The 13,980-nt window shown below is 66.5% G+C and carries 16 protein-coding genes and 1 pseudogene; 6 read left to right on the forward strand and 11 right to left on the reverse strand.

The features are described from left to right. The first annotated feature begins 293 nt into the window (after positions 1 to 293). The 6 genes and pseudogenes from DFQ15_RS06290 (at position 294) to DFQ15_RS06310 (ending at position 3,733) form a co-directional block, all read left to right on the forward strand. A complete protein-coding gene (locus tag DFQ15_RS06290; RefSeq protein WP_233504312.1) occupies positions 294 to 725 on the forward strand; it encodes an LLM class flavin-dependent oxidoreductase in 432 nt (143 codons plus the stop codon). Then, positions 716 to 853: a hypothetical protein gene (locus DFQ15_RS17385; protein WP_158529013.1), complete on the forward strand. Its 138-nt coding sequence runs from the start codon at positions 716 to 718 to the stop codon at positions 851 to 853. The genes DFQ15_RS06290 and DFQ15_RS17385 overlap by 10 nt, the downstream gene beginning before the upstream one ends. 11 nt (positions 854 to 864) lie before the next feature. Continuing rightward, entirely contained in the window at positions 865 to 1,629 is a 765-nt protein-coding gene (rutB, locus tag DFQ15_RS06295) for a pyrimidine utilization protein B (protein ID WP_110465264.1), read from the forward strand. 172 nt (positions 1,630 to 1,801) lie between these two features. Further along, a pseudogene (gene rutC / locus DFQ15_RS06300) lies at positions 1,802 to 2,187 on the forward strand (pyrimidine utilization protein C). Positions 2,188 to 2,323: 136 nt separating this feature from the next. Continuing rightward, complete coding sequence (rutD, locus tag DFQ15_RS06305; RefSeq protein WP_110465166.1) at positions 2,324 to 3,151, forward strand: pyrimidine utilization protein D; 828 nt, start codon at positions 2,324 to 2,326, stop codon at positions 3,149 to 3,151. 60 nt (positions 3,152 to 3,211) lie between these two features. Further along, the gene (locus tag DFQ15_RS06310) at positions 3,212 to 3,733 is read left to right on the forward strand and encodes an AvrPphF family type III effector (protein WP_110465167.1); all 522 of its coding nucleotides are present in this window, start codon (positions 3,212 to 3,214) and stop codon (positions 3,731 to 3,733) included. A 146-nt stretch (positions 3,734 to 3,879) separates the two neighbouring features. On the opposite strand, the gene rutR is transcribed toward DFQ15_RS06310, so the two are convergent. From rutR to DFQ15_RS06365, 11 genes are all read right to left on the reverse strand, one after another. Next, complete coding sequence (gene rutR / locus DFQ15_RS06315; RefSeq protein WP_233504313.1) at positions 3,880 to 4,695, reverse strand: HTH-type transcriptional regulator RutR; 816 nt, start codon at positions 4,693 to 4,695, stop codon at positions 3,880 to 3,882. 273 nt (positions 4,696 to 4,968) lie between these two features. Beyond that, a complete protein-coding gene (locus DFQ15_RS06320; RefSeq protein WP_199399826.1) occupies positions 4,969 to 5,994 on the reverse strand; it encodes a hypothetical protein in 1,026 nt (341 codons plus the stop codon). 322 nt (positions 5,995 to 6,316) lie between these two features. Continuing rightward, complete coding sequence (locus DFQ15_RS06325) at positions 6,317 to 7,069, reverse strand: class I SAM-dependent methyltransferase (protein ID WP_110465168.1); 753 nt, start codon at positions 7,067 to 7,069, stop codon at positions 6,317 to 6,319. 7 nt (positions 7,070 to 7,076) lie between these two features. Beyond that, positions 7,077 to 8,012 (reverse strand): ParB/RepB/Spo0J family partition protein, encoded by a 936-nt coding sequence (locus tag DFQ15_RS06330; RefSeq protein WP_110465169.1) that lies wholly within the window; start codon positions 8,010 to 8,012, stop codon positions 7,077 to 7,079. Positions 8,013 to 8,041: 29 nt separating this feature from the next. Beyond that, positions 8,042 to 8,626 (reverse strand): RBBP9/YdeN family alpha/beta hydrolase, encoded by a 585-nt coding sequence (locus DFQ15_RS06335; RefSeq protein ID WP_110465170.1) that lies wholly within the window; start codon positions 8,624 to 8,626, stop codon positions 8,042 to 8,044. Between the two features lie 15 nt (positions 8,627 to 8,641). Then, the gene (locus tag DFQ15_RS06340) at positions 8,642 to 9,442 is read right to left on the reverse strand and encodes a ParA family protein (protein ID WP_110465171.1); all 801 of its coding nucleotides are present in this window, start codon (positions 9,440 to 9,442) and stop codon (positions 8,642 to 8,644) included. A gap of 14 nt (positions 9,443 to 9,456) precedes the next feature. Then, the gene (locus tag DFQ15_RS06345; protein WP_110465172.1) at positions 9,457 to 10,071 is read right to left on the reverse strand and encodes a LysE family transporter; all 615 of its coding nucleotides are present in this window, start codon (positions 10,069 to 10,071) and stop codon (positions 9,457 to 9,459) included. Positions 10,072 to 10,326: 255 nt separating this feature from the next. After that, on the reverse strand, positions 10,327 to 11,010 hold the full coding sequence (gene rsmG / locus DFQ15_RS06350; protein WP_110465173.1) for a 16S rRNA (guanine(527)-N(7))-methyltransferase RsmG: 684 nt from the start codon (positions 11,008 to 11,010) through the stop codon (positions 10,327 to 10,329). A gap of 55 nt (positions 11,011 to 11,065) precedes the next feature. Then, positions 11,066 to 13,033 (reverse strand): tRNA uridine-5-carboxymethylaminomethyl(34) synthesis enzyme MnmG, encoded by a 1,968-nt coding sequence (mnmG, locus tag DFQ15_RS06355; protein ID WP_110465174.1) that lies wholly within the window; start codon positions 13,031 to 13,033, stop codon positions 11,066 to 11,068. Then, positions 13,030 to 13,485 carry a type II toxin-antitoxin system VapC family toxin gene (locus tag DFQ15_RS06360; RefSeq protein WP_146228664.1) on the reverse strand — a complete coding sequence of 152 codons (456 nt, stop codon included), beginning with the start codon at positions 13,483 to 13,485 and terminating at the stop codon, positions 13,030 to 13,032. Before DFQ15_RS06360 ends, mnmG begins: the two co-directional genes overlap by 4 nt. Beyond that, entirely contained in the window at positions 13,482 to 13,733 is a 252-nt protein-coding gene (locus DFQ15_RS06365) for a type II toxin-antitoxin system Phd/YefM family antitoxin (RefSeq protein WP_233504314.1), read from the reverse strand. The genes DFQ15_RS06360 and DFQ15_RS06365 overlap by 4 nt, the downstream gene beginning before the upstream one ends. Between the last annotated feature and the right edge of the window lie 247 nt (positions 13,734 to 13,980).

Here is a 13,980-nt window from a genome sequence, read left to right on the forward strand (position 1 = left end):
GGCTGGACTGCATGACCCTCTGGGCGATGGCGGCAGGCTTAAATCGCATGGGACAGCCGCGCTCTGTGTGACGAACGATTTGTTCAGGACGGACTCTTGAGCGAGCACCAATGCACCCCCACCGCCCATCCCGCACCGAATGGGAGTAGCCGCCCCCGTCCGAACGAACCAGTTTGGACCATTCGGTCAAAACAGAATGGCAGAGCCATCGCAACCCGTTGATATAAAACGACCTCAAACCTGGCACAGCGCATGCAGAGCAGCGGCACCTCCACCCCCGCGAGCGCATCACCATGAAAGTCGGCATCTTCATCCCCATCGGCAACAACGGCTGGCTGCTGTCGGAGAACGCTCCGCAGTACAAGCCCACCTTCGCGCTCAACAAAGAGGTGGCGCAGACGGCGGAGCACTACGGGCTGGACTTCGTGCTGTCGATGATCAAGCTGCGCGGCTTCGGCGGCAAGACCGAGTTCTGGGACCACAACCTCGAATCGTTCACCCTGATGGCCGGGCTGGCGGCCGTCACCACCAAGATCAAGCTCTTCGCCACCGCCGCCTCGCTGGTGATGCCGCCGGCCGTCGTGGCGCGCATGGCGGCCACCATCGACAGCATCTCGGGCGGCCGCTTCGGCGTCAACCTGGTGACCGGCTGGCAGAAGCCCGAGTATTCGCAGATGGGCATGTGGCCGGGCGACGAATTCTTCGGCTCGAGGGCGTGCTGCTGACCTTCGACCATTTCGTCGAAGGCGTGAAGGCCTTCGGCGAGCGCATCCAGCCGCTGATGGCCAGCCGTACCGAGGCCGACAGCCCGGTGCCGTCGCAGGTGGCCGCCGCCGAGGCACTGGCCGCGTGAAAGATACCCGCATGACCATCCCCAATATCACCGCCAAGACCAACGCCACCCTCGCCTCGTTCAGCCCCGCCGGCGCGCCCGACGCGCTGCACCCCGGCAGCGGCGCCCATGTGCTGCCGGCCCGGCCCGAGCCGCTGGCCTTCCACGCCGCGCAGACCGCGCTGGTGGTGGTCGACATGCAGAACGCCTATGCCTCGGTGGGCGGCTATGTCGATACCGCGGGCTTCGACATCTCCGGCGCGCAGGGCGTGATCGGCAACGTGGCCCGCGCCGTGGCGGCGGCGCGCGCGGCCGGCGTGCTGGTGGTGTTTTTGCAGAACGGCTGGGACGCGCAGTACGTCGAGGCCGGCGGCCCCGGCTCGCCCAACTGGCACAAGTCGAACGCGCTGAAGACGATGCGCAGGAAGCCCGAGCTGCAGGGCCGCTTCCTGGCCAAGGGCGGGTGGGATTACCAGATGGTCGATGCGATCGCGCCGCAGCCGGGCGACATCGTCGTGCCCAAGCCGCGCTACAGCGGCTTCTTCAACAGCGCGCTCGACAGCACCCTGCGCGCCCGCGGCGTCCGCAACCTGGTCTTCACCGGCATCGCCACCAACGTGTGCGTCGAATCGACGCTGCGCGACGCGTTCCACCTGGAGTACTTCAGCGTGATGCTGGAAGACGCCACCCACGAACTGGGCGGCCCCGCCATCCAGGCGGCGGCGGTCTACAACGTGGAGACCTTCTTCGGATGGGTGTCCACGGTGGACGCGTTCGTCGACACCGTCTCCCCCTGATTCACCCCTTCCACGCTTTTTCAACCCACCCTCATTCGACCTGACACGCCCCGCCTGACCAGGGGCGCCGCGGAATGGGCTCTGCCCGGCCGCTGGCGCCGCCCCCTTGCGCGGCAGAAGGGGAGAAGGCGGACCGCGAAGCGCAGAGCCTGGGGGTTCACTCGGAGCCTTCATGCCAAAGCAAGCCATCATCCCGCCCGGTAGCGGCAAGCCGCTCGCCCCTACGTGCCCGGCGCCCTCGCCGACGGCATCGTCTACGTCTCGGGCACCCTGCCCTTCGACCAGGACAACAACGTGGTGCACCTGGGCGACGCCACCGCCCAGACACGCCATGTGCTCACCACGATCCAGGGCGTGATCGAGGCAGCCGGCGGTACGATGGACGACGTCACCTTCAACCACGTGTTCCTGCGCGACTGGGCCGACTACCCGAAGATCAACGCGGTGTATGCCGAGTTCTTTCCCGGCGAGAAGCCGGCGCGCTACTGCATCCAGTGCGGGCTGGTGAAGCCGGATGCGCTGGTGGAAATCGCATCCATTGCGCATATAGGCCGCTAACCCCCAGGCTGCGTACTGCGCGTCTCCGCCAACCCCCTTCGCGGTGGGCAGCACCCGCGGCCCGGCGAAGCCGGCTCCGCGGTGCTTCTGGCGAAAACACGCGCCGCTCCACACCGTATTTCCCACAAGGATTCTCATGTCGCTCTACCACGAGGTGCACCGCCCCGCCGATGCGGCCCAGACGGTGCTGCTATCGTCCGGCCTCGGCGGCTCGGCCGCGTTCTGGAAGTCTCAGATCCCCGCGCTGGCCGCCGCCGGCTACCGGGTGGTCGCCTACGACCAGCGCGGCACCGGCCGCAGCCCGGGCACGCTGCCGGCGGATTACTCCATCGCCCACATGGCCCGGGACGTGGCCGAAGTGCTGGACGCCACCGGCACCGCGCACTGCCATTTGATAGGCCATGCGCTGGGCGGGCTAGTGGGGCTGCAGCTGGCGCTGGATGCGCCGCAGCGCGTCGCCAGCCTGGTGCTGGTGAACGCCTGGTCGCGGCCCGATCCGCATTCGGCCCGCTGCTTCGATGCGCGGCTGGCGCTGCTGGGTGCCCTGGGCCCGCGGGCCTATGTGGAAGCGCAGCCGATCTTCCTGTACCCCGCCGCCTGGTGCGCCGCCAACGCCGAGACGGTGCAAGCCGAGGTCGACCACGCCTTCGCCCATTTCCCCGGCGAGGCCACAATGCGCACCCGCATCGCGGCGCTGCGCGCCTTCGACGTCGATGCGCGCCTGGCCGAGATCGCCGCGCCCACCCTGGTGATGGCCGCGATGGACGACACCCTGGGGCCCTGGACCCGTTCGCGCCGCCTTGCCGAAGGCCTGCCGCGCGCCACGCTCGACCTGGTGCCGCACGGCGGCCATGCCCACAGCGTGACCGCGCCCGGGCCGTTCAACGACCGCTTGCTCGCGTTCCTGGCGCGGACCGGGGCCGACACCCCGGTCCGTGGCCCGACCGCCCCGCTCAACGAATAGCCAGCAGACACCACCCGAAACGACGCAGAGCCCTTTGTCGCGTTTCAATCGTCGTCGAGTTTGCCTGCGGCTGTACGCGATGCATTTCTTCGAGAGAACGATCCTGTCGAACACCTCGGGCTCACAGACGCATCCAGGTTCTATCGCGTGACAGACCCGCGATGGATCGAACCATGCCCACAGCGTGAAGGCGTGTTCCTTGCTGCGGGCAACATGCATTCGAGTGCGCGGATAGCGAATCATCTTGCGCTGGAAAAAACGCCCCTGCTTTCGATACTTGAAGAATGTGCATCGAACCAGCCGGAGGGTCCCGAGCGGGAAGAAATGCTGGAGCAGCTACGCGGCATGCAGCCATATATGGCTGCTGAAATGGATGCTTCGAGACTGCCCGAATCTTCGCTGAACGTCATGTATGGAACCGAAGCCAAACGAGGGGCGTTGGCTGATTTGAACGCGCACGGCCGAAGAGCCGAAAAACGGGTTCTCATGGAAATGACATTGGGCGATGTTCGCAAGGCCGGCGGCGACCAGGTTTTTTTGACGTCGACACTGCTCAAGCAAACAGGAATTCTGTGCCGCTGATTTTGACACTGCCACCAGACGCCCGGGTGCCCGGGTGCCCGGGTGCCCGGGTGCCCGGGTGCCCGTCAGAAGAATTTAAAAGAAAAATAGCCACGGCCAGCGCCGTTCGCCGACTTCAAGCTATTTTTTTGATAGCAAAACGATGGTCAGCCGGCAGTGGCGCCCGATGCGCGGGCGATGCCGTCGAGCACGATGCGCTGCACGTTCTCCACCGCCGCCTCGAAGAACTCCGGATCGTCCAGCGTGCTGCCGGTGAGCGCCTGCACCTGCACCCCGAAATCGGCATAGTGCTGGGTGGTGGCCCACAGTGCGAAGATCAGGTGGTGCGGCTCCACCGGGGCCAGCCGGCCGTCGGCCACCCAGGCGCGGATTACCTCGGACTTGCGCTCGACCAGGTCGCGCAGCTCGCGGCCCAGCTCGTCGCGCAGCAGCGGCGCGCCCTGCACCATCTCCAGGCAGAAGAGGCGCGACGCGTCGGGGCTGTCGCGCGAGACGGCCAGCTTGCGGCGAATGTAGTCGCCAATCGCGGCGCGCGGGTCCTGCTCGGCGCTGAAGCCGCGCAGCGGCTCCAGCCACACCGCCAGCAGGTCGCGCAGCACCGAGACGTACAGCTCTTCCTTGTTGGCGAAGTAGTAGAGCAGGTTGCTCTTCGAGACATCGGCCCGCGCGGCGACCTTGTCGACACTGGTGCCGTGCAGGCCGAAGCGCGAGAACAGGCCCAGCGCCGCGCCCAGGATGGCGGCGCGCTTGTCCTCGATCTGGCGGGCGCGGCGGCGGATGGTGGCGGCGGAGGTGCTACGGGCGGCCGGTACGTGTGGTGCCGGCGCGGTTCGAAGCGCGGGCTTGCGGGTCGTCTTGCGCGCAGGCTGGGCGGCGGCCGGGCGCGCCCGTTTCGCGGCGGTGCCGGCAGCGGCCGTGCTCGGGGTCTTCGGCATGTCGGCGGTGGTCGGTTGGCGGTTCATCGGGTCGGTGCGGGCACCGGCGTGCCCTGCGGGCGTTGCACGGGCCGTACCCGGTACACCGCACCACTGTAGAGCGTGTTATGCACTTCGACGTACCCGCGTGGGTCCCGCGGGCCGCCGCAAAGCCTCGTGCCTCGGCAAGGGCCGCAACGCCGCGAGCGCCTGCCTGCGGGACCCTCCCTTAGGGAAAGCTGGGGGAGAGGCCCGGCCGCTGCGTTGCAGTCCGCTTGCGGTGGATCGTCCGCGAGGCGACAGCCAGGTTTCGCCAGTTCGTCAATAGGTGATCGTGATCGACGTGGGCGTCACTTTGGTGCTGTAGTTGCACTGCGGAGAAGCTGCAGGAGCATCCGAATCCGCCTCCCAGGGAGGCGATGCGACCCGCACGCTATTCTGGTCATAGACCTCGATATCGTGGAAGACCAGCGATCCTGTCGCCGGGTATTCTGCGCATGCGCTGACCTCGTATACCTCCAGGGCCCCACCCATGATCAGGTTCGGATTTCCATGGGGGCTGCTGGTCAGACGGACGCTTTTGCCGGTCGTCAGGTTATGCGTGTCGATGTTCCAACGGTTGCACGCCAAGCCTGGGGCGCAGGTCGAATAGATGTCACCTACTATCTTGTCGCCCGACTTCGCAGGAATGAAATCGCTGTGATTGACCGTTCCATTTTTACAGCAATTCCAGCTGCTGAGATCCCAAGAGTCCGACTCCCCGCGATAGCCCAGAACCGGCTGCATAATCGTGTCGCCCTGCACTCCCGGAAAGAAGTAAATCGTTTGCTTGGACCGCAGGGTGGGGTTTTCCGGCACGGTCCAGCTGGCTGAAATTCTGCCCACGGGCTTATCAGTTTGGTATTCACCATCCTCTATGTAGCTATACGATATGGTCGGCGGGGGCACCGCTTTGAGTGTGGATGCCCGCACCAGGCGTCCTTGCTCGTCGAGACCTTGGGGCGAGACGCGCTCCCCCTGGCGAGTGAAATTGTCTTGCGCACAAACGTTAGGTGGCTCGATCGTGCCGTCGATTCGCAATATTTCCTCGTTATCGAGAATCTTTTCACCCTCGTGAATTTCCCGAATGCAGGAGGGGGAGAAATACCCGAACGGAGTCACCACATATTCTGCAGGAATATTTGCAGGCCGAGAATCTGCCGGCTGCGTGTTTTGCTGTGAATGCTCGATGTCTATTTGAGCAGATGCCGAAGCCACGAGGCTCAGACCCAACCCCGCTGCTATCGACAAGCGTTTTAGAAAAGCGTTACCCCTCGAGAACGCACACACGATTACGCTGAATTTCATTAACCTTCCTAGTGTAGTTTGATTTTGACTTTCAGGTTTTCGCTAACCTGAAAGCGCACGAACTATATGTTTGATTGCATGCCAGATTGAAATAAAAGCGTAACAGTTCGGTTTCCATACACAGAATGGAGTAATAAAAAGCAGCCGTCGATGGCCTCGCCCAGGCATGCCGGCCATGCCGCCCCCGCCGTCGTTGCGGAAGACGATCGCGGGCACCGTGCCGTAGCCGGACGCGACCATCCGGCCGGTGCCCATGTGGCTGCCCTGGCGCGTCTCGCTGTGGTGCCCGAGGTATCCCACCCCCACCCACGTAGGCAGAAAGTTACTTTTTAGCGGCCGGCGCCAGCCGGTAGATCCACAGTGGCCGCCCGTCCGGCGTGCGCAACCGACGGTCCGCCGCCACGCCCGGCACCTCGAATTCGAGGCTGGCCATCGCCCCGCCGGGCGCCAACTCGGCCCGGGCCTTGTCCCAGGCGCGGGCCATGCTCTCGGGCCGCTGGAAGACGTAGACCAGCGCATAGTCCCGCCAATCGGTCCGCCAGATGTCGCCCTGCCGCACCTGCGCCCAGGGGCAGCGCAGCGCGCACAGCAGCCGCAGCGGCCAGCTCCATTCGATGCCGTGCAGCACGGCGTCCGGGTAGGCGCTGCGCAGGGCCCGCAGCCCGTCGCCCAGGCCGCAGCCGGCATCGAGCACCCGGCTGCCCGGCACCAGCGGCACGGTGACCGGAAGGTCCCTCAGCGCACCGCGCGGCGTGGGAAATACCGGCGCATCGCGCCAAGCATGCACCGGGTATACCAGCATGCACAGCGCCAGCGGCGGTAGCCAGCCCCAGGCCGGGAGCACCACGGCACCCGAGGCCAGCAGCGACACCGGAAACCCACCCGCCAGCAGCAGGCGCCGCATCCGGGTGGTGCCCCAGAGGCTGCCCACGGCGCCCCAGGCGGTCGCCAGGGCCACGACGGGCAGTCCCTGGAGGGTGGGTGGCCCCACCGCCTGCAGGAGCCCGAAAAGGCCCCATGCGGAGCCCCAGACCAGGAGCGCCGGCAGGGGCCAGGGCAGCCGCGGCGCCTGCATGCGGTGCCTACCGGCCGGCGGTGCGGCGCAGTCGATCGATCAGGCCGTTGAGTTCGTCCAGACTGGCGAACTGGATCGCGACCTCGCCGGTGTCCTCGGTGCGGCCATGGCGCTTGACCCGCTTCTTGACCCGCACCTCGACGGCGGCGGTCAGCAGGTCGGCCAGGTCTTCTTCCACTTGGCGCAGGTCGCTGGATTTCTCCTTGCAAGCGGCGGGCGGCTTCTGGGCCGAGAGGCTGAACTCGGCGCCGATCTTCTTGACCAGGCCCTCGGCCTCGCGCACCGACAGCTTGCGCGCCGAGATCTGGTGGGCCGCGGTGATCTGCGCCGCCCGGTCGAGCGAGAGCAGTGCCCGGGCGTGGCCCATGTCCAGGTCGCCGGCCATCAGCATCGTCTGCACCGGATCGGCCAGGTTCAGCAGGCGCAGCAGATTGCTGGCAGCGCTGCGCGAGCGGCCGACCGATTGCGCCGCCTGCTCGTGGGTCAGGCCGAACTCCTTGACCAGCCGCTGCAGGCCCTGCGCTTCTTCGAGCGGGTTCAAGTCTTCCCGCTGCATGTTCTCGATCAGCGCCATCGCGGCGGCCGACTCGTCGGGCACATCGCGCACCAGCACCGGCACGCTGTCGAGGCCGGCCAGCCGCGCGGCCCTAAAGCGCCGCTCGCCGGCGATGATTTCGTACCTGCCGGCGTTGTCGCCGTCCTTCAGCCGGCGCACCAGGATCGGCTGCATGATGCCCTGCGCCTTGATGCTCTCGGCCAGCTCGTACAGGGCGCCTTCGTCCATCCGGGTGCGGGGCTGGTAGATGCCGGGGACCAGGTCGGCCAGCGACAGCACGTGCGGCAGATCGTCGCCGGCGGCATCGGCCGGCGTTTCGCTGGCCTTGGGCCCGAGCAGGGCTTCCAGGCCGCGGCCGAGGCCCTTGGGTTTCTTGGTTGTGGCCATGTGTCGGCTCCTCTTGGTTCTTCGTGTTTTCAGGTGCGCGGTGCAGGTGCGGCGAAGCCGGTGTCCCGCCACGCCTGCATCAGCGCATGGCCGGCGGGCCAGTCGCCCAGACCGGCGTCGGCATTGATGTGGGCCGCGGGCCCCACGCCGTGCAGCGCGCTGCCCCAGGCCTGCGCGATGTGCGGCGCATAGCCCGGCGCGGCATAAGGGTCGTCGTCGCTGTGGACGACCAGCGAGGGAAAAGGCAGCGGCTGGCGCGGCACCGGCGTCCAGCCGGGCAGCTGCGGCCGCAGGTCATCGCGCTCGATGTCGGGCGGTGCCACCAGCAATGCACCGCGGATGCGATCGGTGCTGCGCGAATGCGCGGCCCAGGCGGCCACCAGCACGCAGCCCAGGCTGTGGGCCACCAGCAGCACCGGGGTTTCGCAGCCGAGCACCACGTCTTCCAGCCGCGCGTTCCAGTCGCCGCGAAGCGGCCGCTGCCAGTCGTGCTGTTCCACCCGGCGGTAGCCGTACAGCACTTCCCAGCGGGTCTGCCAATGGTCGGCACCGCTGCCGTGCCAGCCGGGCAAGGTCAGGACGGTGATGCTCTCTTTTTCATAGCTGGGGGCCATTGTTTGGTAAAGGCCTCAGGCCTTCTTGGCTTTGGGTTTTGTGGCGCGGGCCACCATCTCGGAGGCGAAGGCCACGAAGGCCTGCGCGCCCTTCGACGCGGGGTCGAACACCACCCCGGGCAGGCCGTAGCTGGGGGCTTCGGCCAAGCGCACGTTGCGCGGAATCACCGTGTCGAACACCTTGTCGCCGAAATGGTCCTTCAGCTGCTCGCTCACCTGCTGCTGCAGCGTGATCCGCGGATCGAACATCATCCGCAGCAGGCCGATGATCTGCAGATCCTTGTTGAGGTTGGCATGCACCTGCTTGATGGTGTTGACCAGGTCGGTCAGGCCTTCGAGGGCGAAGTATTCGCATTGCATCGGGACGACCACGCCGTGGGCCGAGCACAGCCCGTTGAGCGTCAACATCGAGAGCGACGGTGGGCAGTCGATCAGCACGAAGTCGTAGTCGGCATCGACCGGGCCCAGCGCACTTTTCAACCGCTTCTCGCGCTGGTCCAGCCCGACCAGTTCGACCTCGGCGCCGGCCAGCTCGCGGTTGGCGCCCAGCACGTCGTAGCCGCAGCCGCTCTCCTCCAGCCGGTCGGCCCGCACCCGGGCTTCCGGTATCGGCACGCCGTCGACCAGAACCTCGTAGATCGTCGCCTCCAGCGCCCGCTTGTCCACGCCTGAGCCCATCGTCGCATTGCCCTGCGGATCGAGGTCGACCAGCAGCACCCGCTGGCCGATCTTGGCCAGGCCGGCGGACAGGTTGACGGAGGTGGTCGTCTTGCCGACGCCGCCCTTTTGGTTGGCGATGCAAAAAATCTGGGCCATGTCGGTCTTCTTGCTTACTTGAAAATCGCGAGCCGGAGACCGAACCCGATGAGGAACACGCCGGTCAGCCGCTCCAGCCCCTTGGCCACCCGCCGGTGCGCACGGACCTGCGCGGTGACGGCCCGCGCCACCGCCGCCGGACCCAGGCAGTAGCAGGCCGTCAACGCCGCGATGGTGATCGCCATCGCGGCGAAGGTGATGCCGCCGCGGTGGGTGGCCGGATTCACGAACAGCGGGAAGAAAGCCATGTAGAACACGATGGCCTTGGGGTTGAGCAGCGTGATGAAAAATGCCTGCCGGGCGTAGTGCCGCGGCTCGATGCGCACCGGGCCGGCATCGCCCGGCTTGGCGGTGAGCAGCCGAAAGCCGATCCAGACCAGGTAGGCGGCGCCGACGTACTGCACCGCCATGAACACCGGCGGGTATGCGGCCAGCAGCGCGGCCACACCGCCCACGGCTAGCCACAGCAGTACCTGGTCACCCGCGATCAGGCCGGCGGTAGCGGCCGCACCGGCCCTGAAGCCCCCCTTGGCGGTCGAATTCAGCACGGCGAAAGTGCCGGGGCCCGGCAGCATCAGGAACACGACCACCGCTGCGCAGAAAGAACCGTAATCGGGAATGCCGAACATGGGAGCGCGTGAGAAACAAAGAGGGTGCGGGATGCGGTGGGACTCGAGTTTAAGCGCCCTGCCCCCTGGAACCCGCGGTGGGTGCTGCAGACGCGTTTTAGAGCTTGTTATGCACTTCGACGTACCCGCGAAAGCCGGGGAGGCCCGGCGGCAAGGCACAGGACGCGCCGCGGTGTGGATGCCGCAAGCGGCCCGCAACGTGGCAACCGGACCTCTGCCCGGCTTTCCCGAAGAGGGATCTCGCAGGCGGGTACGTCAAAGTGCATAGCACGCTCTACGCATCCAGACAATGCATCGGTCCGCGTCCAGACCGGGAACCGTCAGTTGTTCCACGTGGAACACGCGGATGTCGGGCGGCAACGCGTCCAGTTCGCCCGACGGATGCTTGCCCTTCATCGCCATCCACACCCCGTCGGGCGCCACCGCATCGACCGACCAACGGGTGAAATCCGACAGCGACGCGAACGCACGCGACGCCACGACATCGAACGGGTCGCTCAAGGTCTCGACCCGCGCATGCAGGCCCTTGAGATTGGGCAGCCGCAACTCCAGCGCCACTTGCTGCTGGAAAGCAGCCTTCTTGGCCACCGTATCGACACAGGTCACCCCGGCCTGCGGGCAGCATATAGCCACCACCACCCCTGGCAAGCCCGCACCCGCACCGACGTCGAGCAACGAGAACGGCCGTGCCGCATCGGCTGCGGCCGCCTTGCGCTGACGCAAAAGGGGAGGCACCGCTGCCAGACTGTCCAGCAAGTGGTGAGTCAACATTTCTTGCGGGTCGCGCACCGAAGTGAGGTTGTAGACCTTGCCCCATTTCTGGATCAGGCCCAGATAGCGCCCCATCCGCTCGCATTGGCTGGCGTCCACCTCAACGCCCAATGCCGCGGCCCCTGCGGCGATCTGCTGCTGCACATCGGCAGCGTTCAACTCTGGCATGAGAAATTCCGGAGTGCCTGTTCGCCGAATGTGCGGACAGAGCAAAGATGATTGTTCAGACGATCGCTTCAGGCGATGCGGAAGCCGACGCGAGGCCACGCGCACCCCGCTTCTTCAGATGCACCAGCAGCAGCGATACCGCCGCCGGCGTGATGCCGGAAATCCGCGATGCTTGGCCCAGCGTCTCGGGACGGTGTTTCTGCAGCTTCTGGCGCACCTCGAAGCTGAGCGCGGTCACCTGCAGATAGTCGAAGTCGTGGGGCAGGCGCGATTGCTCGTAATACGATGCACGCTGCACGTCGTCCTTTTGTCGATCGATGTAGCCGGAATACTTGGCGGAAATTTCGATCTGCTCCAAAACCGCATCTCTCGCGTCGCCGAGCGTTTCACGTGAAACAGTATCGGATGCATAGCGTCCCTCGGACAGGGACATCAGACCGTCGTAGCTGACATCGGGACGACGCAGCAATTCCGCGAGGCAGTATTCATGTTCGATCGCCTTGCCCAGCACCCGCTCGGACTCGCTGGCCGACAGGTTGCGCGGGCTGACCCAGATAGACCGCAGTCGCTCTGTTTCACGTGAAACAGCGTCGCGCTTGCGGCTGAACGCATCCCATCGCGCGTCGTCCACCAGGCCCAACCGGCGGCCGGTTTCGGTCAGGCGCATGTCGGCATTGTCTTCCCGCAGCTGCAGCCGGAACTCGGCCCGGCTGGTGAACATGCGGTAGGGCTCGGTCACACCCTTGGTGATCAGGTCGTCGACCAGCACACCCAGATAGGCCTCGTCGCGGCCCGGCAGCCAGGGCGCATCGCCCCGGCACTGCAGCGCGGCGTTGATGCCGGCGAACAGGCCTTGCGCCGCTGCCTCCTCGTAGCCGGTGGTGCCGTTGATCTGACCGGCGAAAAACAGTCCGCCGATCTGGCGCGTCTCGAAGCTGCTCTTCAACGACCGGGGGTCGAAGTAGTCGTATTCGATCGCATAGCCCGGCCGCAAGATGTGCGCGTTTTCCAGGCCCTTCATCGAACGTACCAATTGGTACTGGATATCGAACGGCAGGCTGGTCGAGATGCCGTTGGGGTACACCTCGTGCGTCGTCAGGCCCTCGGGCTCCAGGAAGATCTGGTGGCTTTCCTTGTCGGCGAAGCGGTTGATCTTGTCCTCCACGCTCGGGCAATAGCGCGGGCCGATGCCTTCGATCTTGCCGGTGAACATCGGGCTGCGGTCGAAACCGCTGCGGACGATGTCGTGGGTGCGCTCGTTGGTATGCGTGATCCAGCACGGCACTTGGCGCGGATGCATCGCGACCTTGCCCATGAAGCTGAACACCGGCACCGACTCCCCCACCCCGCCCGGCATGCCGTCGCCCGGCTGCTCAGCGCATTGGCTGAAATCGATGCTGCGGCCGTCGAGCCGCGGCGGTGTGCCGGTCTTCAACCGGCCCTGCGGCAACTGCAACTCCTTCAGTCGTGCCGACAGGCTCAACGCCGGCGGGTCGCCCGCGCGGCCGGCAGCGTAGTTGTCGAGGCCCACGTGGATCTTGCCGTCGAGGAAAGTGCCGGCGGTCAGCACCACGGTGCGGGCCCGGAAGGCGATGCCCACCTGGGTCACCGCGCCGGCGACCCGGTCGCCTTCTACCAACAGGTCGTCCACCGCCTGCTGGAACAGCCACAGGTCGGGCTGGTTCTCCAGCCTTTGACGGATGGCGGCCTTGTAGAGGATACGGTCGGCCTGGGCGCGGGTGGCGCGCACCGCCGGCCCCTTGGAGCTGTTGAGAATGCGGAACTGGATGCCGGCCTCGTCCGTCGCGATACCCATCGCACCGCCGAGTGCATCCACCTCCTTTACCAGATGGCCCTTGCCGATGCCGCCGATCGACGGGTTGCAGCTCATCTGGCCCAGCGTCTCGATGTTGTGGGTGAGCAGCAGCGTCTTGGCGCCCATGCGGGCGGCGGCCAGCGCCGCTTCGGTGCCGGCGTGGCCGCCGCCGACGACGATCACGTCGAATTCCCGGGGATAGATCATGTAGTTTCCTTCTGGTCGCCGCGCACCCATTCGGTGGGCAGGCCCATGGTGTGGGCCGCCTGCGCCTGGCGCGCGTCGGCGGTCACGAAAAGATCGACGCGCGCGACCAGCGCGCTGCCGATGTGCAGCGCCTCCGACGCCCGCAGCGGATGCCGCTCCATCGCGGCGAACGCCAGCCGTTCGACATGCGCGTCGAGGGGGACCGACTCCATGTCGGCCACGTCCTGCTGCGCCTGGTGCCAAGTGCGGTCGAAGTCGGAGGCCGATAGGCTGCCTTCGCGTCGGCGCTGCAGTAGCGCGGAGGCCATCTCGGCCTTGCAGTGCGCCGCGATCACCAGGTTCCGCGATGCTTGAAAGATCGCCAGCACCTGGTCACGCCCCGCTTCGTCGGTATAGCGCTTGGTCAGGGCCGAGGTGTCGAGCAAGGCACGCATGCCGTCGGCTACCGTCACCACCGCACACCGTCCCTGTGGGCCTGAACCGCACCTGCGAGGGACGCGGCGGGCGATGCGAGGCGCACCGGATCGAACGGTTGCTTCCAGCTCGGCTGGCGCGGCTGCGGCGCGTTGTCGGCGCTCGGCGGCACCAGGTCGGCCACGGGCTTGCCATGGCGCAGGATGCGAACGGTCGCGCCCTGCTCGACCAGGTCGAGCATGGCGGACGCGTTGGCGCGGAATTCGCTGAGGGGCAGGATATGCATGGACGTACAGAACGGCGGAGTTTTGTACATTTTAAGAGCTTGGCCGTCGCCGCGGCCGCAAGGGCCGCAGAACCCCTGCCCCTCCCGGATCGAGACGAAACGGCCTCTGGCCGCTCAATGGCTCCGGCTTTCAGCTACGCAATCGATAGCATCACGGCCACGAGCGCTTCACCTCGTTGCGCTGCATCGGCATGCCGCCGATGGTAGACACGGGCAGCGCGGACGCCGTGTCGGTTTGCACGACGCG

It is taken from the genome of Xylophilus ampelinus, from assembly GCF_003217575.1.
Lineage (GTDB): Bacteria > Pseudomonadota > Gammaproteobacteria > Burkholderiales > Burkholderiaceae_C > Xylophilus > Xylophilus ampelinus.

What these genes read in the sequence shown, in the direction of transcription:
- rsmG (WP_110465173.1), bottom strand. Translation starts at nt 11,010, where the DNA reads ATGCCAGAGTTGAACGCTGCCGATGTGCAGCAGCAGATCGCCGCAGGG.
- DFQ15_RS06340 (WP_110465171.1), bottom strand. Translation starts at nt 9,442, where the DNA reads ATGGCCCAGATTTTTTGCATCGCCAACCAAAAGGGCGGCGTCGGCAAG.
- DFQ15_RS06290 (WP_233504312.1), top strand. Translation starts at nt 294, where the DNA reads ATGAAAGTCGGCATCTTCATCCCCATCGGCAACAACGGCTGGCTGCTG.
- DFQ15_RS06365 (WP_233504314.1), bottom strand. Translation starts at nt 13,733, where the DNA reads ATGCATATCCTGCCCCTCAGCGAATTCCGCGCCAACGCGTCCGCCATG.
- DFQ15_RS06345 (WP_110465172.1), bottom strand. Translation starts at nt 10,071, where the DNA reads ATGTTCGGCATTCCCGATTACGGTTCTTTCTGCGCAGCGGTGGTCGTG.
- DFQ15_RS06335 (WP_110465170.1), bottom strand. Translation starts at nt 8,626, where the DNA reads ATGGCCCCCAGCTATGAAAAAGAGAGCATCACCGTCCTGACCTTGCCC.
- rutB (WP_110465264.1), top strand. Translation starts at nt 865, where the DNA reads ATGACCATCCCCAATATCACCGCCAAGACCAACGCCACCCTCGCCTCG.
- DFQ15_RS06325 (WP_110465168.1), bottom strand. Translation starts at nt 7,069, where the DNA reads ATGCAGGCGCCGCGGCTGCCCTGGCCCCTGCCGGCGCTCCTGGTCTGG.
- DFQ15_RS06320 (WP_199399826.1), bottom strand. Translation starts at nt 5,994, where the DNA reads ATGAAATTCAGCGTAATCGTGTGTGCGTTCTCGAGGGGTAACGCTTTT.
- rutD (WP_110465166.1), top strand. Translation starts at nt 2,324, where the DNA reads ATGTCGCTCTACCACGAGGTGCACCGCCCCGCCGATGCGGCCCAGACG.
- rutR (WP_233504313.1), bottom strand. Translation starts at nt 4,695, where the DNA reads ATGAACCGCCAACCGACCACCGCCGACATGCCGAAGACCCCGAGCACG.
- DFQ15_RS06330 (WP_110465169.1), bottom strand. Translation starts at nt 8,012, where the DNA reads ATGGCCACAACCAAGAAACCCAAGGGCCTCGGCCGCGGCCTGGAAGCC.
- mnmG (WP_110465174.1), bottom strand. Translation starts at nt 13,033, where the DNA reads ATGATCTATCCCCGGGAATTCGACGTGATCGTCGTCGGCGGCGGCCAC.